Raw genomic sequence first — 26,309 nt, 5'->3', positions numbered from 1 at the left:
CCTATTTGCCGCTTTCGACTTGATGCGCAGGGGCCATCTGCTGCGCAGTCTCGATTCCCTGGGTCCGGGCGATCCTGGCAAGCTCGCAGCCCTCGCAGTAGCGGCGATCCTTGTAGTCGATCCAGTTATGGGCGAAGACGCGCTCATTCGGGATGTCGTAGCGGGCCTGCAACACGCGGACAAGCACGCGCCAGGCTGCGATCTGCGCGTCGGTCGGCGGCTTGCGGACATTGGGGTAGTTGCCGACGAACTCGACCCCGATCGATGAGTCATCGTCGATCTGCTGATAGGTCCCGCTGTTGTCGATATATTTGTTGTCGTTGCGATTGCCGCGGTTGAGATGTTTCGGTACCGCCCATTCGGGCGTCGACCAGTAAGCCGTGCCGTCGGTCTCGATCCAGATGGCGACGCCGCGGCGATCGGGTTTCTGCATCTGCGCGACCGCGTTACGCCAGGCGGATCCGACCGCGCCTTCCGATTGATGCACGACGATGTTGCGCCATTCCCGGGCGTGGCGGAGATCGGTCCATGGTCTCAGCCAGACCATGTTGAGACCGGGAATGTCGGGGGTGCCGCGGGAGCGGGCGGCGATCTCGAAGCTCGAAGGCGTCTGGGCGGTCGCCGGTGTGGCGATCGCACACAAGACCAGCAATAGCCCGGCGACCTGACCTCTCATATCCCTCGTTTCCGAAGGCGTCTCATAACGCCTCCGGAAAGCGTAACCGAGCCGCGCTGGGAGTCAAATCCGCGGCTGGGTATGATCGTCGCGCTAGGGCTGCCTGCGCGCGCAGGTTGTGCTCAGTTGAAGTATTCGGGCAGGGTGAAGCCGGCGTAGAACTTGTCGCTCCGGATAGCGGTCTTGAACGTGTCCGATTGATAGGCGGCAACGATGTCCTTCGCCCACGGCGTCTCGGCATTGCCGCGGCGGACGGCCACGACATTGGTATAGGGCTTGGTCATCTTTTCCAGCGCGAAGGCCTCGGTCAGTTTGAGTCCGCTATAGATCGCGAAATTGCCCTGCACGGCGGCGAAGTCGGCATCGCCGAGGGCGCGCGGCGCCTGCGCGTTCTCCAGCGGGACGATCTTGATGCCCTTTGGATTCTTGATCACGTCGAGCTCGGTGACATCGACGGGGTTGTTGTCCTTGATCTCGATCCAGCCGAGGTCGCGCAGGATCCACAATGCGCGCTGCAGGTTCACGGGATCATTGGGCACCACCACGGTGGCACCGGCTTTCACGGCATCGGATGTCTTGTGCTTGGTCGAATAGAGACCCATCGGCGGCGTCGGCACCGTGATGATGCCGGTGAGGTCGGTCTTCTGGCGCTGGTTATAGCTGTCGAGGAACACCGTATGCTGCATCACATTGGCGTCGATATCGTTCTTGAATACGGCGGTGTTGGCTTCCAGGCCCGTCGAGAACTCATAGTATTTGACGGTGTAACCCTTCTTTTTCAGCTCGGGCTCGACGCCCTTCTTGAAGCCGTCGATATAGGGGCCGGGCACGAAACCAACCTTGAGTTCGGGTTTGGTGGCGGACTGCGCGTCGGCATGATCACCAAAGGAGACGAGGGCGAGCATCGCGGCGGCGATGACGGAGAGGGCGGTCTTCATCTTTGTTGTCTTTCAGGGAATGTCAGAATGGGATTACTTCGGCGCCCAGATCTTCACGTCGCTGGCATCGACCTTCACGGGGATCAGCTTTTCGTTGAAGAAGGCGTCGGCGATGATCTGCTGTTCGGACAGGCCGGCTTTGGTGACGGCGCCGACCTTGTAGGAGCGGTGGCTGTTGGCTTCCTCGACGGTGGCGGCGTCGATGCCCCACAGGCTTGAGAGGAGCTTGGCGGCTTCCTTCGGCTCGGCCTTGGCCCACTTGCCAGTCTCGTCCAGCTTCTTGAAAATGACGTTCAGGACGTCGCCGCGCTTGTCCGCATAGGCGGCCGACGACAGATAGTAGCGCTTGTAGCTGGCAAGTCCGTTACTGCCGTCCGCGAGCACGCGCGCGTTGGACTGACGCTGCGCGCTGGTGAGGAATGGATCCCATGCCACCCAGGCATCGACATTGCCGCCGACAAAGGCGATGCGGCCGTCGGCCGGCGGCAGATAGGCCGGCTGGATGTCCTTGAAGGTGAGGCCGGCTTTGCTCAGCGCGGCGAGCAGCAGGAAGTGGCTGCCGGCGCCTTTGGTCACCGCGACCTTCTTGCCCTTGAGATCGGCGACCGTCTTGAGCGGCGATTCCGCCGGGACCACGATGGCCTGCGCGGCAGGCGAGGCGGCTTCCTCGGCGATGTAAGCGAGTTTGGCGCCGGCGGCCTGCGCGAACAGCGGCACGGTGTCGGCGACATCGGCGCCGAAATCGACATTGTTGGTGTTGATGGCCTCGAGCAGCGGCAGGCCGCTGGTGAATTCATGCCACGAGATCTTCACGCCGAGCGGCGCGAGCGCCTTCTCCAATTCGCCATTGGTCTTCAGCACGGCGATCAGCGTCGACGACTTCTGATAGCCGATGCGCACCGTGTCCGGCGTCTGCGCGCAAGCGAACGAGACCGACAGAATGGAGGCTACGGCAGCCAGTTGCAGCGCCCGGGTGCGCCGGAACACGAAGCGTTCGATGAAGCGGGCGATGTGAATCGGAAGCATGTTGGCACTGCTTTGCTGATGATGTTTCGTGAGCAGCAAAGGTGCGAGAGCGGCGCGTTTCCGTCAATGAAATGGCCAACTGTAGTTCCGGGCGCGGCGATGCAGGCATGCTGCGGTGGCCTTGTTGTGCAGCGGAAACGTTCTCCGCGTGCCTTCCGGGTGGCTCCGGAAGAGCAGGTTATTTCCCTGCGGCGGAGACGAAGCTGCTCCCGGAGCTGACCTTCGGATTGCAAAACTTGCAGACTGCCCGCGACCTTTGAAAGCACAATCTTCGCAATCGCGCGTAGCGTTTCACCATCACGCCCTTGCATCGCCCGGGCGCAAATGGAGCAACAGCGCATGTCCTATTCCCGACGATCTATGGTCGCAGGTCTCTCCGCAGCACTGTTGCTGTCAGCCGGCTTGATCGCATCACCAGCCGCGGCGCAGGAGCTGAAGGAAATCCGCATCGGCTTTCAGAAGGCCGGCATCTTTCCCGCGGTGAAGCAGCGCGCCACGCTCGAAAAAGTGTTCAAGGAAAGGGGCATCAGCATCCGCTGGGTTGAGTTCCAGTTCGGGCCGCCGATCCTCGAAGCGATCAATACCGGCAATGTCGATTTCGGCTATGCCGGCGACGCGCCGCCGATCTTCGCGCAGGCTGCGCGTGCCAATCTCGTCTATATCGCCGCCATCCCGTCGCGGGGCTACAATCAGGGCATCATCGTTCCCGAGAATTCGCCGATCAAGACGCTCGCCGATCTCAAGGGCAAGAAGGTTGGCTTCGGCAAGGGATCGAGTGCACACAACACCATTATCGCCGCGCTGGAGAAGGCCGGGCTGACCTATGCGGATATCACGCCGGTCTATCTCGGCCCCGCCGACGCCGTGGCGGCATTCGCCAGTGGCAATATCGACGCGTGGTCGATCTGGGATCCGTATCTGGCGCTCGCCGAGAACAAGCAGGCGCGGGTGATTGCCTTCTCCAAGGACGTGCAGGATTCGATTTCGTTCTTTCTCGCCAACAAGGATTTCACTACCAGGCATCCGGACATCGTCGCGCTATTCAACAAGACCTTTGCCGATGAAGGAAAGTGGGCCGAAGCCAATCGCGCCGAGGTGGCGACGCGGCTGCAGGAGGCGACCGGTGTCGACAAGACCGCCACCACGCGCGCCGTCGAACGGTCGAACTACACGGTGGTCCCGATCAATGACCGGATCATTGCCACCCAGCAGGAAACGGCGGATCGCTTCCACAAGCTCGGCCTGATCCCCAAGGCGATCAATGTGAAGGACATCGTCTGGACCTGGACCCCGGGCTCCTGATCTCCCGAAAACTCGCCGGGAGACGATTAGCGCTGTCACCAGCCGTCTCCCGGCACTCTTTTCCTCCCGCAGGCCATTGAAACCGCTGGATTTTCCTCATTTGTGCAGTGCGGTTGAAATGTTGCCCGAAATCAGTAGGTTGCAGCCACGGCGCCCGCGATACGCAGGCCGGCCCCGTGCTTCACAACTGCGTAGAAACGTCATTCAATGAACGCTCCCCTGTCCAAGCCGACCGGAGCGCCCGTGCCAATTCTTGATCCGCAAGATTCTGGCGAACGAGGGCGTGCCATCATCTCCTTCGATGGCGTTAGCAAGATCTTCCCGTCGCGGAACGATTCCGCCGAGGTGAAAGCGGTCGACAATATCGACCTCGTGGTGCCCGAAGGCGCCATTGTCGGCGTGATCGGCAAGAGCGGCGCCGGCAAGTCGACGCTGATCCGCCTCATCAACGGGCTGGAGCAGCCGACCCATGGCAAGGTCACCGTCGACGGCCTCGACATCGGATCGCTGGACGAGAAGGCGCTGCGTCAGGCGCGCCGCTCCATCGGCATGATCTTCCAGCATTTCAACCTGCTGTCGTCGCGCACCGCCTTTGACAATATCGCGCTGCCGCTGGAGATCGCCGGCACGCCGCGGAAAGATATCAAGGGCATCGTCGAACCGCTGCTCGACATGGTCGGCCTCGCCGACAAGCGCGACCGCTATCCCGCTGAACTCTCCGGCGGCCAGAAGCAGCGCGTCGGCATCGCGCGTGCGCTCGCCACCAAGCCGAAAGTGCTGCTGTCGGACGAGGCGACCTCGGCGCTCGATCCGGAGACCACCGCGCAGATCATCGCACTGCTCAAGCAGATCAATGCCGATCTCAACCTCACCATTCTCTTCATCACCCATGAAATGTCCGTGGTGAAGAAGCTGGCGCAGCGCGTCGCCGTCATGGAAGGCGGCCAGATCATCGAGCAGGGCACGACCTACGAGATCTTCTCCAAGCCGACCCATGCCACGACCAAGCGTTTCGTCGGCGAAGTCACCGGCGGCAATGTGCCGGAATGGCTGCAAGGCAAGCTGCTGGCCGATTACGCGCCCGGCCGTCAGGCTGTGATCCGCATCGCCTTCACCGGCGCCGATGCCGATGAGCCGGTGCTATCCAGGCTGACGCGCGCTTACGGCGTCGATTTCAACATCATGCATGGCCAGATCGAATATGTCGCCGACCATCCGTTTGGCACGCTGATCGCATCCGTCGCAGCCGAGCCGGAATTGCAGGCCAAGCTGATCGCCAATCTCACCGCGACCCGCAACACCGTGGAGCATCTCGGCTATGTCGCCTGAACTGATCAACATGATCCTGTGGTCGACGCTGGACACGCTCACCATGGTGGCGCTGGCCGGCATTTTCGGCACGCTGGCCGGACTGCCGCTCGGCATCTTCCTGGCGACCAGCCGCAACGGTGAACTGTTCCCGGCGCCGAACGTCAATCGCATCCTTGGCCTCGTCGTCAATGCCACGCGCTCGACGCCGTTCATCATTCTCGTCGTCGCCATCGTGCCGCTGACGCGCCTGATCGCCGGCACCTCGATCGGCACCAGCGCCGCCGTGGTGCCGCTGACCATCGCGGCGACGCCGTTCATCGCGAGGGTCATCGAAGGCGCCATCCGCGAAGTGGATCAGGGCTTGGTCGAGGCCGCGCGTGCCTTCGGCGCCAGCCCGCTGCAGATCGTCTGGAAGGTGCTGCTGCCCGAGGCAATGCCGGCGGTGACGCTGGCGCTCACGCTCGCGACTGTCAGCCTCATCGGCTATTCCGCCATGGTCGGCGCTGTCGGTGGCGGCGGGCTTGGCGATCTCGGCATCCGCTACGGCTATCAGCGCTTCATGCCGGAAGTCATGGCGACCGTGGTCGCCGTGCTGATCTGTCTCGTGCAGGGCGTGCAGAGCCTTGGCGACTTCATCTCGCGCCGCCTCGACAAGCGCACGCGACATTCCTGAACGACCGCCCGCATCAGCGGGCCCGTTCACACTCGTTTACTCACAATGGAAAACACCATGTCTCTTCGTCGCTATCTTCTCTCCATCCTCGCCTTCGCCGCACTCACCGGCGCTGCGTCAGCCGAGACCATCAAGGTCGGCGTGACCCCGGGTCCGCATGCGCAGGTGCTGGAAGCCGCCAAGGCCGTCGCCGCCAAGAAGGGCCTCGACATCCAGATCGTCGAATTCTCCGATTACGTGGTGCCGAATGCGGCGCTGGAAGCCGGCGACCTGCAGGCCAATTCGTTCCAGCATCAGCCCTATCTCGACAACCAGGTCGCCGATCGCAAATACAAGATCGTTGCTGTCGGCAACACCATCAACTTCCCGATGGGCATCTATTCGAAGAAGGTGAAGACCTGGGACGAGGTGAAGTCAGGCGCCACGTTGGCGATCCCGAACGATCCGACCAATGGCGGCCGCGTGCTGATCCTGCTGCGCGACAAGGGCATCATCAAGCTGAAGGACGGCGTCGGCTTCAAGCCGACCTTGCTCGACATCACCGACAATCCGAAGAAGCTGAAGATCACCGAAGTCGATGCCGCGCAGCTCCCGCGTACGCTGCCTGACGTCGACGTTGCCGGCATCAACACCAATTACGCGACCCAGGCCGGACTCGATCCCGTCAAGGACGCGATCCTGCGCGAGGATCCGAAGGGCCCGTATGCGGATCTCATCGCCGTGCGTGCGGTGGACAAGGACAAGCCCTGGGTGAAGACGCTGGTGGAAAGCTATCAGTCGCCCGAGGTGAAGGATTTCATCGAGAAGACCTTCAAGGGCTCGGTCCTCGCGACTTGGTAAGGTGAGGAAAGCGCTTCGCTGAGCAGGCGAGGCGCTTCTAGCGGGAAGAGGCGGTCCCGCTCTCTCTCTACGTCATGGCCGGGCGGCGCTGTGCGAACGTCGCGGTGATCCCGGACCTCTCCTCACGTCATGGCCGGACTTGTTCCGGCCATCCACGCCTTTCGCCGGGGCCAAGGCGTGGATACGCGGGACAAGCCCGCGCATGACGGCGTTTGGTTTGGGCGTGCGCGCGTCACGCGATTTCCGATTCAACTGTCAAACAGCCACTGCGCTTCAGACATGCGTCATCGCCCCCATTATTTGCGGCGCGGGGGCGCCGTCGTCTGTCGCATTCCCGCCCCTTGTGAGAGGGCGTGCGGAACGCCGGGTGCCCGTTGCACCCTTGGGCCTGATGCGAATGCGGTCTTCCGCAATAGTGAGTGCATCAGGACTTTCGGAGGCGCCGAGCAAGTGCCCGACGTTCCGCCTGCGGTGTTTTTTCAGCCTGCTTGCGCGTTGCCATGGCGAACGATCCGATCACCAAAATTACAGTCCCAAGGCGAATGGGACAGGGTGCCTCAAGCGAGTAAGCCGGACGCGTTTCGATTTGGTCGTCCGTCACACTGTCCAGAGATCTTTCCATCCGAAGGCCAAACGTCTCCTTGCCAGTGGCAGTGCTGGCGCAGATCCGTCCTGCCCGAAGACAGACGTCACCCGTGAACCGCGTAACGCCGCATCTCCGGCGTCCACCGCATCCCACCCCGCGAACGTGACGATCGCGATCGCCCCTCTCGGTGGGGCAGGACGAAGGAGAATATAGTCCAGGGAGAGATGCTGTCAACGGGAAATAGGAAAAAATGTTTAGTGCCATCCTGCTGCCTCACACTGTCATTCCGGGGCGCGGCCGGCACTTGCCGGACGCGAACCCGGAATCCCAGCATGAGAGTCTCTAGTCAGCGCTGAACATTCCGGGATTCCGGGTTCGCGCTCTGCCGGCTTCGCCGGCGGCGCGCGCCCCGGAATGACGAGTGTGGGGCGGTTCGTCCTGCCCTCAGGCAAACCAATTGATTTGCAGGGGAATGACGAGGAGGGCCGCCCGGCATCTACGGCCAGCCTCAAGCCTCAAACCTCATGTCCACACGTCATCCCCTTGAAATCCAACCGCAATCCGCCGGTCGCATCGGGCAGGGGATGCGACCTCACATGAGGTTGAGACCCGCCGCGCAACGTGTTACCTGACGCGGCACGCGGGTATAGCTCAATGGTAGAGCAGCAGCCTTCCAAGCTACTGACAGGGGTTCGATTCCCCTTACCCGCTCCACTCTCTACTCCACGAAAATCGCTTACGATTCAACGAGTTGCATGGTGTGGAACCCCCGTCAAGAGTCGCTGATCAGACTGTCCACGGTATTCTTAGGGCGCTCATCGGGCGCACTTCAAATTAAGCCAAAAATTCTTGAGTCAAATCAGCGGCTTGTAGAAAAGCTTATGTAGCCGCGATTCACGTGTGTGTACGTTTTCCCCTGATTTATGAGCTTCCGTGATTTCTAGTGAAGTTCGGGGGCAATAGATCAACAGACTGCGGGGATGATTCTTGCGCCCTGCTTGGTGCGCGTCGCAATCACGCAACATCACTGCTTAGGTAATCGGATTTTGAGGATGGTGTGGTCATGACCAGTGACGAGCCTTCAGAAGCGGCTGGGGTCGAAAAGTTTCGTGCCGAACAGCAGCGGTTCTATGCGCTTGTTGGACACTGCATACTCAGGTTTCAACACGTGGAGGACTATCTGGAAGATATCTTCGCCGCCGTTCTCGGAGGATCGCGAGCGCGGGCGGATGCCATCTTCGCATCTGTTCGGGGCATTGATCGAAAAATTCAGATAATCAGCGCCGCAGCAGTCGGTTTGCAGGGTGAGCCATGGCCCCAGTTGCTTCCCTTACTAATCCGAGCAAAAAAGGCTTCCGATGTACGGGGGCAGATCGCTCACGCAAACCCTGTTCGGCATGGAGGCTCTTTGAAAATTAAGGTCCGGATGGACGGGGGCCGAATTGTAGAAACAGTGGGTGTCGAGCGCGTAGAGGACGCGCGCTTCGAGTTGCATAAGAGGGCCAAGGAGACGACCGTTTTTAAGGTCGAAGACCTCATGACAGAGTACGACTTCGTAGATCGTATTTTCATGGACATGATTGCGTTTGTGAAAGCAATCGCAGGCACGGAATCAGAGATATCCGGTCAGATTAATCAACCATGATCGACTTGGATAACGAGGTCTGCACTGGTTGCCGGTTTGAATTCAGCATCGTAGGAAGCAATCTCATCCTTTAATGATCTGCTTTCAGGTGCATCCTTGCTCGATACGTAAATGACGTAGTCCGGCTCGAGCTCGAGATATCGGAGCAGACGACGCACGGCGACCGCTTCGACGATCACAGGACGCGGTTTAGAGAGCCGGCGCGCAATGACATGCTTCAGTGCTTCCTTGAAGTAGACCAGCTTGCCTTGGCTCGGGATCAGAAACAGGTCCGTCTCGATAAGCGAAATGTTGAACCGCCAAGCTAGATAACGCCCGAGCGTTGTCTTCCCAACGCCTGAATGCCCGTCGATCGCGATCAACTTGCCGGGTAAATCGTAGAGCACTGGTGTCAGGGCGGTCATGACATCGTTGTATTGAGGTAACTCTTCTGCATTCATGATTGTTGCTGCTCCGATACACGGCGATCCCGCAACATCACTACTTCACACGCGAAGCGATTAATCAAATACAATACGTGACATCAACATCAAAGCCACGAACCAACGTGGCAAAAATCCAATGTCTACTACTCATAATATCGTGTCTGTCTCCGGCGGAAAAGACAGCACCGCGCTGCTGCTTCTCGCGATCGAGCGCGGCGCAGAAAACTTGCAGGCCGTGTTCGCCGACACCGGCCACGAGCACCCGCAGACCTACGAATACATCCAGTATTTGAACGACAAGGTTTTCCCGATCCGCACTATCAAAGCGGACTACACCGAGGCCATTGAGAACCGCCGCAGATTTATGGAGCGCGTCATTGCCGGAGAACACAAGGAGCGCGCTGGTAGCCGTCACACGTGGACGCCAGAGGTTGCTACGCAGGCCCTGGAATACCTGAAGCCGACCGGCAATCCCTTCCTGGATATGTGCCTGGTGCACGGTCGCTTTCCATCGACGCGCGTGCGCTTCTGCAGCGAGGAGTTGAAGAGGAATCCACTGCTGGAGCAGGTCCACATGCCCTTGATGGAGGCTGGGCATGTCGTCATCTCATGGCAGGGCGTCCGCGCCGATGAAAGCCGGAGCCGCGCAGCGCTGCCCGAGCGCGACCTTGTCGGCGGCGGAGCTGATGGCGGCGAGCTGTGGAACTATCGGCCAATTCTTCAATGGAACGTCGAGCAGGTGTTCGCAATGCATGACAAGCACGGCGTCGCACCGAACCCGCTTTACAAGCAGGGTATGGGTCGGGTCGGCTGCATGCCATGTATCCATGCGACGAAGAATGAGCTGCTGGAGGTCGCGAACCGCTTTCCAGAGGAACTGGAACGTGTCGCCAGGTGGGAAAGCCTGGTCATGAAGGTGAGCAAAACGGAAACTGCAACGTTCTTTGCGATGGATAAAACGGGCTGGAAAGACGGGCGCACTGCCCTTGATGCAACTCCTGAAAACCATGGCATTCACGCCGTGGTGCAGTGGGCTAAGACCAGTCGCGGCGGCAAGCAGTTCGATTTCTTCCGGGTCGGCGGCGAGCAGGAAGAAGGCCCGCTCTGCAGCAGCATTTACGGCCTCTGCGAATGACTGTGTCGTGATGCGACAATCCCGGCATGATCCTCTTCCTCAAAACCCTCGACGGCTCCCACGAGAAGCTTCCGCTCCGCGACAAGCTGATCATGATTTTCAAGGATCGGGTGAAGGATGCGGATGATGATGAAGGCCGGGCGAGGGCGCAGCGGGATTTAGCGAAGATGCAGGCAACGCCGGCTGAAACCTAGCCCAATAAAATGTTAGTCGAGAAGGCGCCAAGGCTTGACCTGGCGCCTTTTTCTTTGCCCGCATTCTTGCGGCGCCCCAAATTCTAGGGCGCTCATCGGGCGCAGCGAGGGGTGATTTGAGCGTCGATTTGGGTAATTTGAGTGAATACGCGGGAGTCTCAAAAATCAGAAAAGTGCTTGTTTTACGCTGTTTGGTGAACTTCAGTGATGTTGCGTGCTAGATATGGCGCCGACTTCCAAGCTGAATACGAGGGTTCGATTCCCTCTACCCGCTCCAATAATTTCAATCGGTTAGTCGAGTCGATTTCTGATTTTCAGAAGTTGGTGGCAACTTCGGCGGCAAGTAATCTACCTGAAGTATGCATCAGAGAAAAATAAAGCCGCTTTGCAGGCGACTTGATTAGAATAGCGCTGAGTGATTCTCCACCGTGAGGCGCTATATGCAAAAATCGCCTTTTGTACCTGAAGTCAAAGAGCGGCAGGCAGATCAGCCGTGTTTCGTCATGCTCAATACGGATAAGGATATTGGGCTAGGCGGAAAGCAGATCATCTTCGACCTGCCCGATGGTACTGGCATCGAACAGGCCCAAGAATTGGCACGGCTGCTACGCGGAAGCAGGGCTACTGTTCGCGTTGGGTGACTCCGCATCGCCTTCGCCAACTTCAATTTGCCCGCAACCGCCGCATTCGTCGCAATAGTTATCGAAGCGAGCGTAGCCCGGATGAGCGTTTGCGATATGCGGGTCGGGTGTGTCGGCCAAGACCCCTGATATTGCTCCGCTCATCCGGGCTACGCTTGCTGAAGTCTGGCGTTTAACTCCTGCGGCTCCCATCATCGATCGTCGTCCCCACCTAAGTCGGCATAGCCCTTTATCGTCTGGTGATGCTGATGGCGGCCGGATATCTCCTGCTGCATTGTGATGGCAAGTGGGAGATGTTCGGTCCGGTCGAATCTAGAGTACGCATTTTAGGGAATCGCCAAGCACAAGATTTGGCGCAGAACGAGGAGGAATAGCCATGGATCTTAAGCTCATCTCGACGACGACAGCAGCTGCGATGCACTCAAAAATCCAAGAGTGCCTTGATGCGGACGATCAGAATGCACTGCTGGGTCAGAAGCGAGATTGGTGTGTCCGGGATACCCCCGACTGGAAACAGATGGGCGATGAACTCGAAGAAATTCTACGATCCCGCAGCATCGGTTTCAGAGCGATCAATTGGTCGGCAAAATGACAGGCGACGAATTGAAACAGCTGCGCGAGGATCTCGGCTTAGCGGTCGGCCGCCGGCTGTCGCTCGATGACATGGCGAAGCTGTGCGGCTTGGCGTCGGCCAACGGTGCCGACACCATTCGGAAGTGGGAGGACGGTGACGGACCGAGTGGGCCGGTTACCGCACTTTTGTCGCTGCTCCGATATGCAACGATCACCGGTGGTGAACTCGTGCCCGATGAGTCTATTGCGCTTTGCGCGGAGATCGTCCGACAGGCCGGAGCTGACCATGAAACAACTGCTGTGGCTGTGTTGAAAGCCGCAATGATGTGTGAGGTAGTCATTCGTTTGCGCGATTAGCGCTCAAGATCAACGATCGAAACGAGGATGGGATGTCCAACTGGCAAGTTTTCTTTTCAAATTACGGTTCGATTATAGCCGGCTTTTTTGCAGCCGCTGGTGTTGTTGTTGGCATCATATCGAGCGTTGCGAGTTCTCAAATGGCCGAGAAGTCGAAGACAGATCTTACTCGCGCGGTGCAGGTGATCGAGCGGCTTGAAACTGTCATCGGCGATCAGTGGGACGCTCTGGATACCGAACAGGTAGAAACGCTACGGAAGGCAATCGTTGCAATGCCATTCAAGGGGTTGGTTCATGTGATGTACCTCAACTCGCTTGGCAAAAGTTTTGCGCAGAGCATAGCGACTGCATTCAGAGCAGCGCAGTGGGAAGTGAAGTACAGCACCGGCGGAGGTTTCGAAGTCGGCGTTGAATACGGTCGAGGAGCCAAATCCCCGGAAATCATGAAAGCACTCTCGTCGGTGATCAATCCTGGTTTGCTTGTTGGAAGGGGCACCGATGAACCACCAGCCGACTTCTTCTTCGTGGGGGTCGGGTCAAAACCGCCAAAAAGGTGATCTTTCAAGTTCGTGCGAGACCGTGATACCGTGATCCGCCCCCGTCACCTCAGCCAACGCAGCGCAGCGATAGCGATCGCAACAATCACGAGTGCGAAGACGAGCTTCCGCAATGACGGCCGCGATCCCCGGGCTACGCTCGCCAAAATCACTCGCGCCGCAATCGGTTGCCGCCGATCTCTATCCGGTCAATAACCGGGGCCTGTTGTTTAAAGCGAGCCCGATGCCCCGATGACCGACCCTCATTACTTCCCCGCCGCCAGCGCCTGGGACAAGATCGATCCGCGCGCCGCCGGCTACGTCCCGGACAAGCTCGCCGCAGCAGTCGCCTTCGCGCAGGCCAATGAAACGCCGTGGCCGCGCGGCTTCTATTACGACGACGGGCGCTATGCGCCGAATGTGGACTGGAATGAGACCGGGCCATGGAGCGCGGTGCTGGGGCCGGTGCGCGAGCGCGGCGGCTCGGCGGGCATGGTGCTGCAGAATGGTCACGTGCTGGCTGCGTGGGGCGAGATCGCCCGGCCGGATATGACCTTCTCCATCGCCAAGAGCTATCTCGCCACGCTCACGGGCCTCGCGGTCGATGACGGGCTGATCGGGGATATCGACGAGCCCGTGGGTACGCGCGTGCCGGGGCCGCTATTTGCAGATGCGCATAATGCTCCGATCACCTGGCGGCATCTGCTGCAGCAGACCAGCGAATGGCGCGGCGAGCTGTTCGGCAAGCCGGACCAGATCGATCATAACCGTCTGGTGGCGCCGAATGCCGACAACAGCCGCAAGGGCGAGCTGCGCGAGTGGCAAACGCCGGGCAGCTTCTACGAATATAACGATGTGCGCGTGAACCTGCTGTCGCTCTGCCTGCTGAATCTGTTCAAGCACCCGCTGCCGGATGTGCTGCGTACCCGCATCATGGATCCGATCGGCGCGTCCAAGGACTGGGAGTGGGTCGGCTATGACAATTCCTTTGTCGAGATCGACGGACAGCGGATGCAGTCGGTGCCGGGCGGCGGCCATTGGGGCGGCGGCATGTTCATCGGCGCGGAGGATCATGCGCGCTTTGGTCTCTTGATGGCGCGCGGCGGCGACTGGAATGGCCAGCGGCTGCTGTCGCAGGCCTGGGTCGATGCCATGTGGGCGCAGTCTTCCCAGCAGCCGAATTACGGTTTCCTGTGGTGGCTGAACCGCGGGCCACATGCCAACAAGGCTGCGCCGGAGACGGCCGTCTATGCGCTTGGTGCCGGCGGCAACATGATCTGGATCGATCGGGATGCTGACATGATCGCGGTGACGCGGTGGCTCCCCAGCGCGAAGGCGCCGGAATTTATCCGGCAGTTGATCGCGGCGCGGACCTGAAGCGCGTCATGCCGGCGACGACGCCTGCGCCGCGGCGTCGCTACGGCCCGACAGCCACGAACACAGGGCGGCCGGAATGGCACAGATGAGACCGAGCGCCAGGACCTGTTTGCTCCACCCGAGCAGCAAGCCCATCACCAGCACGGTTGCTCCGTAGGTCAGAAGCGTCGTGATGATGACAGCAGGAATGGACGATCTGGCGGCCAGCCAGTCGAGCAAAGCGACGAGAAGCCCGGGCACGATAAAGACGAGATAGATGAGAACCGGCCCTGTGCCGCTGTCCTGCGCCGCGCCCGTCAGGATGTAGGTCACGACGTAGAACGCCGCCGTGGCAATGGCGGGGAAGAGCACAAGGAAGATCAGCAACCGTTTCATGACATCGTCTCCAGGACCGTTCGGTCGGTACTGGGTCAGTCCCGGGCGGTTTTTCGTTCAACGGACCCGGGCGATATCGGTCATCGTCCCGATCGGGACATGCGCTTATGCAACGGATCGCGTGTGGTGGCGTTGACTCGCAAAGGGAGGCACCGGCATGAACGGACGCAAGCCAGCGGAGCGAGGCCCCGAAGGTCCGGGCGAAAAGCCGGACCCGCTCACAATCCCTGGCGACCATCCGCCGCCGGAGGATCAGTTCGGTGGCGGCGACATCTGCTCGCCGGAAGCGGAGCCTCCGACCGAAGACGACAAGCCGCTCGACTGATCCTCCTAGCGCAATGTGCGCTTCGCGCGGGCTACATCGGCGGCACGACGCCATTGGTGCCGGCGACCACGTTGCCGGTGGAGAGCGTTCCGTCGTCCGCCTTCTGCGACGGCACGAACACCGCCGTGCCCGGCTTCAGGTCGGCCTGCGCGGCAGCGGCAAAGGTGACGACCGTGGTGTCATCCGCAACCGAGATGGTCTTTTCCTTGCCGTGGAAGGTCACCGTGATGTTACGGCCGTCGACGTCCTTGACGGCGTTGGTGACGGTGGCGTTGGTCATGGTGCTGTTGGGCTTCAGATCCCAGGGATAGCTGCCTTCGCCGGTGCCCTTCATGCCCGCCGGAAAGATCAGGACTTCGAGGGCGCCGTCGCCGCCGCGCGATTTGGGCAGTGAGGCGATGCCGACGAAGTCGCCGGGCTTGATGTCATTGAGCGAGGCCTTGGCCACGCCGGTGACTTTCCAGTTGTCGTTCAGCTTGATCGCGGTGGAATTGCCCTCGCGGGTTTTGACCGTCAGCTTCGCGCCGTCGACACTCTCGACCGTGCCGCGCACGCGAACCGTTTCGGCTGCGCTTGCGGCGGAAATGGTGGCTGCACTCAGCAGGGCAATGCCCAGCCCGGTGATTACAGCAGAAAACGCTCTCATATTTCGTCCTTTCACGTGACGCTCTGGCTTGGTGCCGGGAGAGTTACGTTCGGGGATCGCGATGATTACGCGGGGGAGGATCACGACGCGGTGATCGGGAACGCGGCTACGCGGTTGCAGCCTCATTTCAGGTGCCAGGTGATTATCGGAACGATTTTGCCTTGCGCTGCTTGCTCAGGTCGGAGAGGTTCGAACTATGACCATCATGTCAAAGAAAGCTGCGCTACTCATCCTGGCTGCCGTTGCTGAACTCGCGCTCGCTGATGCTGCATCTGCCCGAGGCGGTGCCAGTAACATTATGAACTCGCCGGGCTACCAGCGCCGACTACAGGAATCCCGCGGCTACGTCACAAACCAATCGGGCTCGATCTTTCCAAAGCCAACTGCCTCTGCGCCAGTCCACCACGCACGGAAATGGCGGCGCCGATAGCCGGTGGCAGAGCGGGCGTCAGCCCCTGGACGATGTCGGGTGAACTGGTCGTGAGCGAGTTCGCGCATTCGCCATCACGAGCCGGTATGGCGCTTCGCTTCCAGTGCAGGCCCAGCGATGGCGCCCATTTCATCCAGCAGCGCCTGTGCCAGTCCCTTTTGCGCATCCGGCAGCCCGCGATTGCGCGCGGCTTGCTCCAGCGCGAAGGTTGCTTCCATGTGAATGCGGAAATGCGCGGCGTTCTGCTCGACGCCGGTGCCCTTGGGTACATCGCCGAACACCACGTCATGGCAGCGCGCCACCGAGCGCGAGGTGAAGGCGCGGCAGGTCAGCGGGCGGACCTCGTAGACCGTGCAGCGATTGTCGGCGCCGAGCAGCGCGCAGCGCATGCGAAGTTTCATGACATCGGCGGCATCGCGCGCGGCAGCCGCGGCGATTTCGAGGCGGGCGCGGAGTGCCGTCTGTTCGTCCGGCGTGAAATGCGCGGCGATATGCCTTGCCATCACGGTCGCGGTGCCGGGCGGCACCTGGACATAGAGATGACAGCAGGCGGCGCAGCCGCTGGTGCAGGCATTGCCGGGCTGGTTCGGGATGTGGTCGCGAATGGCTGTCGTGGCGGCATCGGCAATGGCGGACGCATCGCGGGCGGCGTCGGCGATGCTGTCGGCCTGTTCGAAGGCGACGCCATAGGCGGCGCGCAAATTGCCGAAGATGCCTTCATAGCGGCCGGACAGCGAGCGCATCAGCGTGCCCACTTCCGTGATATTGTCCGACACGAAGTCGATGGCGTCCTGTGCGCTCATGCTGGGGTCCCGATCCGCCCCCGGAATACGCTGCGAATCGGCGGGACGTCACCAGCAATCTGAGCGGGAACCGGGCTTTACCGTTCAGGCGCGCGCTTTCGCTTTGGCCGGTTCCTTCAGCGGGGCCTTGGCGGGTTTCCCCGTCAGCGCCATGACAGCGACCGCAACCACGCGGTCGGTGATCGCCTGCACATCGTTGAGGTCGCACAGCCCGTCGGACATCCGCGTCAGGCGTTCGCTGTCGCGGATGGTCTGGTGCGCCATGGCCAGCGCGAAATGCAGCGCCCAGAAGATGTCGGCGGGGTCCTGATCGGGCAGGGACCGGCGCATCGCCGCGGCGAAGCGCTTGAGGTGATCGACCTCGCGGTTCTTGATCTTGCGGATCGGCGGCACGGATTCGATCGAGGCGCGGATCATGAAACGTGCGGCATCCGAGCGCTGCTTCTCCGGGCCGAGACAGCCGCGCAGCGTCGGGCCGACCAGCGCGGCAAAGATCGCATTGATGTCGGCGCGGCCGTCGCCGGCTTCCTCCGCCGCCTTCAATTCGCGCAGGCGCTCGCGATTGGTGGCGAGGCTGCGCGTCACGAACAGTTCGGCGATCAGTTCGTCCTTGCTGCCGAAATGATAATTCACCGCCGCGAGATTGACGTCCGCTGCGGCCACGATGTCGCGCATGGTCACATCCGCAAAGCCGCGTTCGGCATAGAGCCGTTCGGCTGCGGTGATGATCGCCGTCCGTGTGTGGTCTGCTGCCATGCGATCGTCCTGATCAAAACCGGTCCTTTTGCAACATGGCCCCATGCAAGTGGCGCGGATCGGGGTCATTGCATTTCAAACGCGTGTATGAAACTATCGTTTGAGCGTCGGGAAATGTCAATGTGCGCCTGATGGCATATTGCATCTGCTCAACGCCATCGCCCCCGCGCGGATCTGTGCCGCATTTGCAGAGACAAATTTGCTCTTGCGGTGATCCAGCGACGGGACAACAGTGCCGCCAACAATTCTAAAAAACGCGAGGATCGCCCCATGGATTTCAATATGTCGGACCGCCAGCGCGAATGGCTCGAGCGCGTGTCCTCCTTCATGACCAAGCATGTCCGCCCCGCCGTGCCGATCTATCGTCAGCAGGACGAAGCGGGCGAGCGCTGGAAGGTGATCCCGATCGTCGAGGACTTGAAGAAGAAGGCGAAGGCCGAAGGCCTGTGGAACATGTTCATGCCGCCGTCGTCGCATGAAGACGACGAATTCCACGGTGCGGGACTGAGCAATCTGGAATACGCGCTGCTCGCCGAACAGATGGGCCATATCGGCTGGGCCTCGGAAGTGTTCAACTGCTCCGCGCCGGACACCGGCAATATGGAAGTGTTCATGCGCTATGGCTCGAAAGAGCATAAGCAGAAGTGGCTGAAGCCGCTGATGAACGGCGAGATCCGCTCCGCCTTCCTGATGACCGAGCCGGATGTCGCGTCGTCGGACGCGACCAATATCGAGACCTCGATCAAGCGCGACGGCGACGAATACGTCATCAACGGCACCAAATGGTGGTCGTCGGGCATGGGCGATCCGCGCTGCGCCGTCATGATCGTGATGGGCAAGACCGATCCGAGCGCGGCGAAGCATCAGCAGCAGTCGCAGATCCTGGTGCCGCGCGATGCCAAGGGTGTGACAATCGAGAAGATGCTGCCGGTGTTCGGCTTCGACGATGCACCGCACGGCCATGCGCGGGTGAAGCTGGACAATGTCCGCGTGCCTGCCAGCAACATCCTGCTCGGCGAAGGCCGCGGCTTCGAGATCGCGCAGGGCCGTCTCGGTCCGGGCCGCATCCATCACTGCATGCGCACCATCGGCAAGGCCGAGGAAGCGCTGGAGAAGATGGTGCGCCGTCTGTCATCGCGCACGGCCTTCGGCAAGAAGATCATCGAATATTCGATCTGGGAGCAGCGCATCGCTGAAGCCCGCACCGATATCGAGATGAACCGTCTGCTCTGCCTCAAGGCCGCCGACATGATGGACAAGGTCGGCAACAAGACCGCCCAGCTCGAAATCGCGATGATCAAGGTCTCCGGCCCGAACATGGCGCTGAAGATCATCGACAATGCGATCCAGGCTTACGGCGCCGCCGGCGTGTCCGACGATGCGGGCCTCGCCCGTGACTACGCGTCGATGCGCACCATGCGGCTTGCGGACGGTCCGGACGAGGTGCACAACCGTGCCATCGCCCGGCTCGAACTGCGCAAGTATGCCAATGAGTCGAAGCACTAAGAAACGCTAAGCGGAGACTGACGTGACCGATGGTGTGAAGCGCGACGACGAGTATAACGGCACGAGGCCAGTCGAGGAGCGGCATCGCTTCGACGAGATGAGCCTCGAGGCCTGGATGCGCGAGCATGTGGAAGGCTATGAGGGACCGCTGACTGTCCTGCAGTTCAAGGGCGGACAAAGCAACCCGACCTATCGGCTGAATACGCCGAAGCAGTCCTACGTGATGCGGCGCAAGCCGTTCGGCAAGCTTCTGCCATCGGCGCACGCCGTCGATCGCGAATACAAGGTGATCGCGGCATTGGGCAAGCAGGGCTTCCCGGTCGCCAAGGCCTATGCGCTCTGCACCGATGACAATGTCATCGGTTCGGCGTTCTACATCATGTCGATGGAAGACGGCCGGATCTTCTGGGACCCGGCGCTGCCAACGGTGCCGAAGGAAGATCGCCGCGCGATCTTCACCGCGAAGATCGAGACGCTGGCGCAACTGCACAGCTACGATCCCGAAAAAATCGGGCTCGGCGATTTCGGCCGTCCCGGCAATTACTTTTCGCGTCAGGTCGATCGCTGGACCAAGCAGTATCGCGCCTCCGAGACGCAGCTCATTCCGGAAATGGAGCGGCTGATCGAATGGCTGCCGACGTCGGTGCCGGAGCAGGAGCGGGTGTCGGTGGTGCATGGCGACTACCGCATCGACAACATGGTGTTCCATACGACGCAGCCGAAGGTGCAGGCGGTGCTCGACTGGGAGCTGTCGACATTGGGCGATCCGATGGCCGACTTCACCTATCTCCTGATGCAGTGGATCATGCCGGGCCTCGACGGGCTCGACTTCAAGGCGCTCAACATCCCGACCATGGATGAAGCCGCCAGGATCTATTGCGACAAGGCCGGCCGCAAGAGCGTGCCGGATCTGAACTGGTACTATTGCTACAACCTGTTCCGGCTCACCGGCATTCTGCAGGGCATTGCCGGCCGCGTCCGCGATGGCACCGCGTCGTCGGCCAAGGCGATGGAGTCAGCCAAGCGCACCGTGCCGCTGGCGCAGGCGTCGTGGAAATACGCGCAGCTCGCCGGCGCGAAATAGACGATAGGAGGCGCGACCGACTGGGGATCGCGCCTCTTTCATGATCGCTTCAGAGATGCCCCGCTAAGAGGGCCGGCCGCAGCAAGTGCTGCTGCGTCGATCGACCTGGAAACGCACTTGCCTCTCTCTCCCAATCTTCGCGGCAGCGTGCTGATGGCCACGGCCATGGCCGGCTTCAGCCTCAACGACGCGCTTACGAAATTCCTGACGCTGCACATGAACTTCGGCCAGGTGATGCTGGTGCGCGGTCTGTTCGCTGTCGTGCTGATCGGCGCGCTCGCCACCCAGCAGAAGGCACTGCGTCCACTGCGCATCCTGTTCGTGCCGTCGGTGGCGCTGCGCGTATTCGGCGAGATCGGCGGCACCGTGACTTTTCTGGCGTCGCTCGCACATCTGCCCCTTGCGAATGTATCGTCGATCTTTCAATCGCTGCCACTCGCGATCACGCTCGGTGCGGCACTCATCTTCGGTGAGCAGGTGGGCTGGCGGCGCTGGCTGGCGATCGCCGCGGGCTTCGTCGGCGTTCTCATTGTGGTCCGGCCCGGCGTGGAGGGCTTCAACCAGTTTTCACTGCTGGCGCTGTTGTCGGTCGCGTTCTGTACCGTGCGCGATCTCGCGACCAAGCGCATTCCGGCCGAAATCCCTTCACTGTTCGTCACGTTATTGACGACGATCGTTGTGACGATCGTCGGCGCCATCCTGCTCGTTCCGCTGGGCGGCTGGACGCCACCCTCGAACCGGTCGCTCGGCCTGCTGGCCCTCGCCGCTGTGCTGGTGCTGATTGGATATCAGTGCGTGATCCTGGCGCTGCGCGCCGGCGATATCTCCGCTGTTGCGCCGTTCCGGTACTCGCAACTGCTGTGGGCCATGTTGCTTGGCTACCTCGTGTTCGGTGATGTGCCCGACGGCCCGATGGTTCTCGGCGCGTCGGTGATCGTGCTGTCCGGTCTTTATGCGTTCCATCGCGAGCGTGTTCGCAACCGGTTGCCGGCGGCCAGTGCGCCGAGCATGCCGCCGGATGGGTTGTAGGCTTGGCGCCGGGCCATCAGGCCAGCGCGCAGTGAATGGCAGGGACGCGTGAGCCATCTGGCTCGCTTGTCCGTTTTGGTGCAGATGACGCGCAATCATTTGGCCTGAGTCTTGCTCTGTTCAGAGCCTGTCTGCTCTGACCGTAACTCACCCAGGATTGTCTTGCCTCTCTCTCCCAATCTGCGCGGCAGCCTGCTGATGGCTGTCTCCATGGCTACTTTCAGCATCAACGACGCCATTGCCAAATTCCTCACCGTGCAGATGCATTTCAGCCAGGTGATGATGCTGCGCGGGCTGTTTGCCAGCGTCATGATCGGTGCGCTGGCGGCGCATCAGGGCGCGCTGCGGCCGCTGCGGCTGCTGTTCGTGCCGTCAGTGGCGCTGCGCATCTCCGGGGAGATCGGCGGCTCGGCGCTGTTCCTGGTCGCGGTCAGCGCGCTACCGCTCGCCAATGTGACCGCCATCGTTCAATCGCTGCCGCTGGTGATGACCTGCGGCGCCGTGCTGATCCTGGGCGAACCGGTGGGGTGGCGGCGATGGCTGGCGATTGCCGCGGGCTTCATTGGCGTGCTGATCATCGTGCGGCCGGGTGCCGAGGGGTTCAGCCAGTTCACTTTGGTGGCGCTGCTATCGGTGTTGTTCTACGCCACGCGCGATCTCGTCACCAAACGCATCCCGGCCGAGATTCCCACGCTGTTCGTGACCTTTCTCACCGCCGTTGCGGTGACCCTGGCAGGGGCCGTGTTCACGCTGCTGCACGGGGACTGGAGCGTGCCATCGGTTCATCTGCTCGCTTTGCTGGCGCTGGCGGCGGTGATGACACTGATCGGATTCCAGTGCGTCATCCTCGCGCTGCGCGTCGGCGACGTCTCGTCGGTCGCGCCGATGCGCTATTCGCAGATGTTGTACGCGATGCTGTTGGGCTATCTGGTCTTCGGTGATGTACCCGACGCCATGATGGTGCTCGGCGCGGGCGTGATCGTGTTGTCCGGCATCTACACGTTCCACCGCGAGCGCGTGCGCGACCGTTTGCTGGCGACGAATTCGTCGAACGCTCCGCCTGACGGATTGTAACGCTCTGCGTTATTTCTTGACCGCCATCCGATACGCAGCGATGGCATGGCGCTGCAATCATAGGTAGCGTTCTATGGAGACGCATTGAGCGCGGCGGTGGGGAAATGCAAACGCATGCGATGGCCGAGACCGATCCGGCTGACGAGACGTCGTTGCGCTATATGGGCTGGCGGATTGTTGCCGCCCTGTTTCTGGTCCAGATCTCGATCTTCGGTTTCGGCCTGTACGGGCAGGGCATCTATGTCGCCGAACTCCGCCGCCTCAACGATTGGCCGACCGGGCTAATCGCAACGGGAAGTACGCTCTGTCTCGTACTGGGCTCCCTGCTATCGATGTTCGTCAGCGATCTGTTGCGCTGGATCGGTCCGCGCAGCCTGGTCCTTGCGGGCGTCGCCGCGCTTGCGGCAGGTCTTGTATTGCTGGCATCGGCGGACTCTCTCCTGCATCTCTATGCGGGCTTTGTCGTGCTCGCGCTGGCCTGGGTCGGCCTCGGGACGATCACTGCTGCGGCGATCGTCGGTGCGTGGTTCGACCGCAAACGCGGCCTGGCGATCAGTCTCACCTTCACCGGGGCGACGTTCAGTGGCATCTTGTTAATGCCCGGTCTGGTCCTGCTAGTCGAAGCCACCGGATTTCGTCACGCGCTGGATATCGCCGCCGCCGTGTTGGCCATCATGCTTGTGCCGGTCGTGGCAATCATGGTTCGATTCCCGCGCGCAGGGGAACGGCGGATTGCCGAAGCTGTACATGCGGCTCCGCCATTGTCACGTGCAGACCTCCTGCGCGATCCCGGCTTCTGGAGCTTGACCGCACCATTCGCGTTCGCGATCCTGGTGCAGGTTGCGTTCATCGTGCATCAGATATCGATCCTGACGCCGGTAATCGGATTTCAGTCGGCGGGCGGCGCGGTCTCGCTCACAACCGCCATGTCGCTGGTCGGGCGCATTGCGCTTGGTCTCGTTGCCGACCGCGTCGACCCACGCCGCGTTGCCGCGGTATCGATCCTCAGCCAGGCTGCGGCACTGAGCGTATTGGGGTTATCGACCAGCACGACCGGGCTATTCCTTGCCTGCGCGGTGTTCGGCTTTTCGATGGGCAATCTCATCACGCTGCCGGCGCTAATCGTTCAGCGCGAATTCCCGTCGAACGCGTTCAGCGTGGTTCTCGGACTGTCCATCGGGATTGCCGGCGTGATCAATGCCTGTGGGCCGGCAACCATGGGGCTTCTGCGCGACATTACGGGCGGCTACGCGACACCGATTTTCATCGGCGTCGCCATTCAGGTGGCCTCGGCGCTTGCCGTATTGGCCGCACCGCGAGGAGGCCATGCAGCAGTTGTTCTGGATCGCAGGATGAGTTGAGCGAAGCCAAACCCATCCCGCGTTCCGTCTTAGATCGGCTTGCCCGCGTAAGGCATCGATGCTGTCAGGCCGCCGTCCACCGGGATCGCCTGACCGTTGACGTAGGACGCGTCGTCGCTCGCCAGAAACAATCCCATCGCCGCGAGTTCATGCGGCTGGCCGGCGCGCTTCAGCGGATTGAGCTGGCCGATCTTGCCCTGCGTGCCGCGTTCCTTGGCGTTGTCGAAGATCGGCTTGGTCATGCCGGTCTCGATCAGGCCGGGGCATACGGCATTGATGCGCACGCCGGTGCCCGACAGCGAATAGGCCGTGGTCTGCACCAGGCTGATGACGCCGGCCTTGCTCGACGCATAAGGATGGCCGGACGCGCCGGACTTCAGGCCTGCGACGGAGGCGGTGAGGACGATGGAGCCGTGCCCCTGTTTCACCATATGCGGCATGGAATGTTTGATTGCGAGAAACGGCCCGATCAGATTGATGCGCAGGATCTCCTGCCATTGCTCGACGGTCTGTTCCAGCAGCGGCACGAGGCCGCCCGATACGCCGGCATTGGCCCAGATCGCGTCGAGCTTGCCGTATCTTGATAATGCCTTTTCGACATAGGATTTCACATCGCTCTCGGAACCGGCATCCGCCGTGATCGCTTCAATGGTGCCGCCGGCATCGCTCACAAGTTTGGCGGTCTCATGCACGCTCTCGCTGCGGTCGACGATGATGAGCTTCGCGCCTTCCAGCGAGAACAATTGCGCCGCGGCGCGGCCGATGCCGCTGCCTGCGCCGGTGATGATGACGGATTTGCCTGCGAGGCGGCCCATAACTCTCTCCCTGTATGTTTTTTGTGCGGCGTGCCGCCATATGGAATTCAATGATGCGTGCCAAGCTGCGAAGATGCTTGAGGCGCTTCGCGCTCTGACGTAGGACGGATGAAACAGTATTGAAGGGTGGTCACGATGTCCAACGCCGAGAAACCGTTCGTGGCGCAGCATACAGTCCCTCAAGGTGTGACGGCGACGCGGTGGTGGTGGGTGCGACACGCGCCGGTGCGGAGTGACGGCGGCAATATCTACGGCCAGAAGGACATGGACTGCGACTGCAGTGACCGCGTGGTGTTCGATGCGGTCGGCAAGATCCTGCCGCGCAATGCCGTCTGGGTCGCCAGCAATCTCAAGCGCACGCATCAGACGGCGAGTGCGATCTGGGCCGCAGGATTTCCGAAGCCCGACGCGATGCCGCATGAAGCGGATTTCGCCGAACAGCATCTCGGCGACTGGCAGGGCATGAACCGCGCCGCGTTCTTCGCCAGCCGTCCGATCAATGTCGGCAGTTACTGGTTTGCGCCGATCGACGAGCCATCGCCGAATGGCGAAAGCTTCATGGATCTCTACAACCGCGTCCGCCGCGGCATCGAACGCATCAATGCCGAACACGCGGGCAAGGATATCATTGCGGTCGCCCATGGCGGCACGATCAAGGCAGCCATCGGCCTCGCGCTCAACGATCAGCCGGATCGCGGCCTCGCTTTCACCATCGACAATTGTTCGGTGACGCGGCTCGATCATCTCGCCAGCGACGGCCACAGCGGCTGGCGCATTCCGATGGTCAACCAGCAGCCCTGGATCGCCGATCCGTCGCATGCAGCGATGCATCAGCCGGCGGGGCCGGAAGTGACACCGACTAAACTCGCGTAAATCAAAAACAACCGGCTCATGCCGGATCAAGGGGAGAGAAACATGAACCTGTTCGACATGACCGGAAAAGTCGCCGTCATCACCGGCTCGACGCGTGGCATCGGCCGCGCCATTGCCGAGCGCATGGCGGAGCACGGCGCCAAGGTGGTGATCTCGTCGCGCAAGCAGGATGTCTGCGACGAGGTGGCGAAGGAGATCAACGCGCAGTTCGGTAAGGGGACTGCGGTGGCGATTGCTGCGAACATCTCCAGCAAGGAAAACCTGCAGAACCTGGTCGACGAAAGCAAGAAGGCGTTCGGCAAGATCGACGTGCTGGTGTGTAACGCCGCGTCGAATCCGTATTACGGGCCGCTGGCCGGCATTTCCGACGATCAGTTCCGCAAGATTCTCGACAACAACATCGTCGCCAATAACTGGCTGACCAGCATGGTCGTGCCCGACATGATCGAACGCAAGGACGGCTCGGTGATCATCGTGTCGTCGATCGGCGGGTTGAAAGGCTCGACCATCCTGGGCGCCTATGCGATCTCGAAAGCGGCTGACATGCAGCTCGCGCGCAATCTCGCCTGCGAATATGGCAAGTTCAATGTGCGTGTAAACTGCATCGCGCCCGGCCTCATCAAGACCGACTTTGCCAAGGCGCTGTGGGACAATCCGGAGAACCTCAAGGCCTCCACCGCACGCTCGCCGCTGCTGCGCATTGGCATCCCCGATGAGATCGCGGGCGCCGCGGTGTTCCTGGGATCGGCAGCCGGGAATTTCATGACCGGGCAGACGATGGTGATCGACGGCGGCGCGACGATTAGCTGAGATCAATCTCGTCGTTCCGGGGCGGGGACGTCGCCGAAGGCGGCGGCCACGAACCTCAGCCACTCCACTTGGAGTGGCGGGGAACCTCGACATGGGAGTCTCCGACAGCGCCAGGCCATGTCGGGATTCCGGGTCTGAGCTTCAGTCGGCTATGCCGACTTACGCTCATCCCGGAATGACGAGTCCT

The 26,309-nt window shown here is 61.2% G+C and carries 29 protein-coding genes and 1 tRNA gene; 21 read left to right on the top strand and 9 right to left on the bottom strand.

From position 1 onward, the window contains the following. Position 1: 1 nt before the first annotated feature. From RSO67_RS05980 to RSO67_RS05970, 3 genes are all read right to left on the bottom strand, one after another. Positions 2–676, bottom strand: a complete 675-nt coding sequence (locus tag RSO67_RS05980) for a peptidoglycan recognition family protein (protein WP_315842750.1) — start codon at positions 674–676, stop codon at positions 2–4. A 122-nt stretch (positions 677–798) separates the two neighbouring features. Further along, positions 799–1,614 carry a MetQ/NlpA family ABC transporter substrate-binding protein gene (locus tag RSO67_RS05975; protein ID WP_410001811.1) on the bottom strand — a complete coding sequence of 272 codons (816 nt, stop codon included), beginning with the start codon at positions 1,612–1,614 and terminating at the stop codon, positions 799–801. Positions 1,615–1,647: 33 nt separating this feature from the next. Continuing rightward, positions 1,648–2,640, bottom strand: a complete 993-nt coding sequence (locus RSO67_RS05970) for an aliphatic sulfonate ABC transporter substrate-binding protein (RefSeq protein ID WP_315842749.1) — start codon at positions 2,638–2,640, stop codon at positions 1,648–1,650. Positions 2,641–2,979: 339 nt separating this feature from the next. Here RSO67_RS05970 and RSO67_RS05965 point away from each other — a divergent pair, with 339 nt between their 5' ends. From RSO67_RS05965 to RSO67_RS05940, 6 genes are all read left to right on the top strand, one after another. Further along, positions 2,980–3,942: an aliphatic sulfonate ABC transporter substrate-binding protein gene (locus RSO67_RS05965; RefSeq protein ID WP_315842748.1), complete on the top strand. Its 963-nt coding sequence runs from the start codon at positions 2,980–2,982 to the stop codon at positions 3,940–3,942. A 207-nt stretch (positions 3,943–4,149) separates the two neighbouring features. Continuing rightward, the gene (locus tag RSO67_RS05960) at positions 4,150–5,271 is read left to right on the top strand and encodes a methionine ABC transporter ATP-binding protein (protein WP_410001810.1); all 1,122 of its coding nucleotides are present in this window, start codon (positions 4,150–4,152) and stop codon (positions 5,269–5,271) included. Next, positions 5,261–5,926, top strand: coding sequence for a methionine ABC transporter permease (locus tag RSO67_RS05955; RefSeq protein ID WP_315842747.1), 666 nt, complete (start codon positions 5,261–5,263; stop codon positions 5,924–5,926). Before RSO67_RS05960 ends, RSO67_RS05955 begins: the two co-directional genes overlap by 11 nt. Before the next feature lie 45 nt (positions 5,927–5,971). Then, on the top strand, positions 5,972–6,766 hold the full coding sequence (locus tag RSO67_RS05950; RefSeq protein WP_410001809.1) for a MetQ/NlpA family ABC transporter substrate-binding protein: 795 nt from the start codon (positions 5,972–5,974) through the stop codon (positions 6,764–6,766). 1,226 nt (positions 6,767–7,992) lie between these two features. Then, positions 7,993–8,066: transfer RNA gene (locus tag RSO67_RS05945), tRNA-Gly, on the top strand. A 349-nt stretch (positions 8,067–8,415) separates the two neighbouring features. Beyond that, complete coding sequence (locus RSO67_RS05940) at positions 8,416–8,997, top strand: hypothetical protein (RefSeq protein WP_315842745.1); 582 nt, start codon at positions 8,416–8,418, stop codon at positions 8,995–8,997. Here RSO67_RS05940 and RSO67_RS05935 read toward each other — a convergent pair. After that, complete coding sequence (locus tag RSO67_RS05935; protein WP_315842744.1) at positions 8,988–9,437, bottom strand: hypothetical protein; 450 nt, start codon at positions 9,435–9,437, stop codon at positions 8,988–8,990. The genes RSO67_RS05940 and RSO67_RS05935 overlap by 10 nt on opposite strands. Before the next feature lie 121 nt (positions 9,438–9,558). Between RSO67_RS05935 and RSO67_RS05930 the strand changes: the two genes are divergently transcribed. The 7 genes from RSO67_RS05930 (at position 9,559) to RSO67_RS05900 (ending at position 14,235) form a co-directional block, all read left to right on the top strand. Beyond that, positions 9,559–10,557 carry a phosphoadenosine phosphosulfate reductase family protein gene (locus tag RSO67_RS05930; protein ID WP_315842743.1) on the top strand — a complete coding sequence of 333 codons (999 nt, stop codon included), beginning with the start codon at positions 9,559–9,561 and terminating at the stop codon, positions 10,555–10,557. Between the two features lie 26 nt (positions 10,558–10,583). Then, the gene (locus RSO67_RS05925; protein ID WP_315842742.1) at positions 10,584–10,751 is read left to right on the top strand and encodes a hypothetical protein; all 168 of its coding nucleotides are present in this window, start codon (positions 10,584–10,586) and stop codon (positions 10,749–10,751) included. A 440-nt stretch (positions 10,752–11,191) separates the two neighbouring features. Further along, positions 11,192–11,392, top strand: coding sequence for a hypothetical protein (locus tag RSO67_RS05920; protein WP_315842741.1), 201 nt, complete (start codon positions 11,192–11,194; stop codon positions 11,390–11,392). 376 nt (positions 11,393–11,768) lie between these two features. Next, a complete protein-coding gene (locus tag RSO67_RS05915; protein ID WP_315842740.1) occupies positions 11,769–11,984 on the top strand; it encodes a hypothetical protein in 216 nt (71 codons plus the stop codon). Continuing rightward, positions 11,981–12,322, top strand: coding sequence for a hypothetical protein (locus RSO67_RS05910; RefSeq protein ID WP_315842739.1), 342 nt, complete (start codon positions 11,981–11,983; stop codon positions 12,320–12,322). The genes RSO67_RS05915 and RSO67_RS05910 overlap by 4 nt, the downstream gene beginning before the upstream one ends. Before the next feature lie 32 nt (positions 12,323–12,354). Next, the gene (locus RSO67_RS05905; protein ID WP_315842738.1) at positions 12,355–12,879 is read left to right on the top strand and encodes a hypothetical protein; all 525 of its coding nucleotides are present in this window, start codon (positions 12,355–12,357) and stop codon (positions 12,877–12,879) included. Between the two features lie 231 nt (positions 12,880–13,110). Then, a complete protein-coding gene (locus tag RSO67_RS05900; protein ID WP_315842737.1) occupies positions 13,111–14,235 on the top strand; it encodes a serine hydrolase domain-containing protein in 1,125 nt (374 codons plus the stop codon). Positions 14,236–14,241: 6 nt separating this feature from the next. On the opposite strand, the gene RSO67_RS05895 is transcribed toward RSO67_RS05900, so the two are convergent. Continuing rightward, the gene (locus tag RSO67_RS05895) at positions 14,242–14,610 is read right to left on the bottom strand and encodes a hypothetical protein (RefSeq protein ID WP_315842736.1); all 369 of its coding nucleotides are present in this window, start codon (positions 14,608–14,610) and stop codon (positions 14,242–14,244) included. Positions 14,611–14,767: 157 nt separating this feature from the next. Between RSO67_RS05895 and RSO67_RS05890 the strand changes: the two genes are divergently transcribed. Then, complete coding sequence (locus RSO67_RS05890; protein ID WP_315842735.1) at positions 14,768–14,935, top strand: hypothetical protein; 168 nt, start codon at positions 14,768–14,770, stop codon at positions 14,933–14,935. Positions 14,936–14,966: 31 nt separating this feature from the next. Here RSO67_RS05890 and RSO67_RS05885 read toward each other — a convergent pair whose 3' ends face one another. The 3 genes from RSO67_RS05885 to RSO67_RS05875 all read right to left on the bottom strand — a co-directional run bounded on the left by RSO67_RS05885 (position 14,967) and on the right by RSO67_RS05875 (position 17,570). Then, the gene (locus RSO67_RS05885) at positions 14,967–15,581 is read right to left on the bottom strand and encodes a hypothetical protein (RefSeq protein ID WP_315842734.1); all 615 of its coding nucleotides are present in this window, start codon (positions 15,579–15,581) and stop codon (positions 14,967–14,969) included. A gap of 504 nt (positions 15,582–16,085) precedes the next feature. Beyond that, positions 16,086–16,814, bottom strand: coding sequence for a YkgJ family cysteine cluster protein (locus RSO67_RS05880; RefSeq protein WP_315842733.1), 729 nt, complete (start codon positions 16,812–16,814; stop codon positions 16,086–16,088). A gap of 84 nt (positions 16,815–16,898) precedes the next feature. After that, positions 16,899–17,570 carry a TetR/AcrR family transcriptional regulator gene (locus RSO67_RS05875; RefSeq protein ID WP_068731633.1) on the bottom strand — a complete coding sequence of 224 codons (672 nt, stop codon included), beginning with the start codon at positions 17,568–17,570 and terminating at the stop codon, positions 16,899–16,901. 270 nt (positions 17,571–17,840) lie between these two features. Here RSO67_RS05875 and RSO67_RS05870 point away from each other — a divergent pair, with 270 nt between their 5' ends. The 5 genes from RSO67_RS05870 (at position 17,841) to RSO67_RS05850 (ending at position 23,624) form a co-directional block, all read left to right on the top strand. After that, on the top strand, positions 17,841–19,076 hold the full coding sequence (locus RSO67_RS05870; RefSeq protein WP_315842732.1) for an acyl-CoA dehydrogenase family protein: 1,236 nt from the start codon (positions 17,841–17,843) through the stop codon (positions 19,074–19,076). A 22-nt stretch (positions 19,077–19,098) separates the two neighbouring features. Then, positions 19,099–20,160 carry a phosphotransferase family protein gene (locus tag RSO67_RS05865; protein WP_315842731.1) on the top strand — a complete coding sequence of 354 codons (1,062 nt, stop codon included), beginning with the start codon at positions 19,099–19,101 and terminating at the stop codon, positions 20,158–20,160. A 117-nt stretch (positions 20,161–20,277) separates the two neighbouring features. Continuing rightward, a complete protein-coding gene (locus RSO67_RS05860; RefSeq protein WP_315842730.1) occupies positions 20,278–21,189 on the top strand; it encodes a DMT family transporter in 912 nt (303 codons plus the stop codon). A 162-nt stretch (positions 21,190–21,351) separates the two neighbouring features. Beyond that, a complete protein-coding gene (locus RSO67_RS05855) occupies positions 21,352–22,263 on the top strand; it encodes a DMT family transporter (RefSeq protein WP_315842729.1) in 912 nt (303 codons plus the stop codon). A 119-nt stretch (positions 22,264–22,382) separates the two neighbouring features. Continuing rightward, positions 22,383–23,624 carry an MFS transporter gene (locus RSO67_RS05850; RefSeq protein ID WP_315842728.1) on the top strand — a complete coding sequence of 414 codons (1,242 nt, stop codon included), beginning with the start codon at positions 22,383–22,385 and terminating at the stop codon, positions 23,622–23,624. Between the two features lie 29 nt (positions 23,625–23,653). On the opposite strand, the gene RSO67_RS05845 is transcribed toward RSO67_RS05850, so the two are convergent. Further along, a complete protein-coding gene (locus tag RSO67_RS05845) occupies positions 23,654–24,439 on the bottom strand; it encodes an SDR family oxidoreductase (protein WP_315842727.1) in 786 nt (261 codons plus the stop codon). Between the two features lie 135 nt (positions 24,440–24,574). On the opposite strand from RSO67_RS05845, the gene RSO67_RS05840 reads away from it, so the two are divergent. Together RSO67_RS05840 and RSO67_RS05835 are read left to right on the top strand one after the other, a co-directional pair. Beyond that, entirely contained in the window at positions 24,575–25,312 is a 738-nt protein-coding gene (locus tag RSO67_RS05840; protein WP_309945066.1) for a histidine phosphatase family protein, read from the top strand. 42 nt (positions 25,313–25,354) lie between these two features. Continuing rightward, the gene (locus RSO67_RS05835; protein ID WP_315842726.1) at positions 25,355–26,122 is read left to right on the top strand and encodes an SDR family oxidoreductase; all 768 of its coding nucleotides are present in this window, start codon (positions 25,355–25,357) and stop codon (positions 26,120–26,122) included. The last annotated feature ends 187 nt before the right edge of the window (positions 26,123–26,309 follow it).

The sequence above is a fragment of the Tardiphaga sp. 709 genome, from assembly GCF_032401055.1.
GTDB lineage: Bacteria > Pseudomonadota > Alphaproteobacteria > Rhizobiales > Xanthobacteraceae > Tardiphaga.
This window is presented reverse-complemented; position numbering and strand designations above follow the sequence as displayed.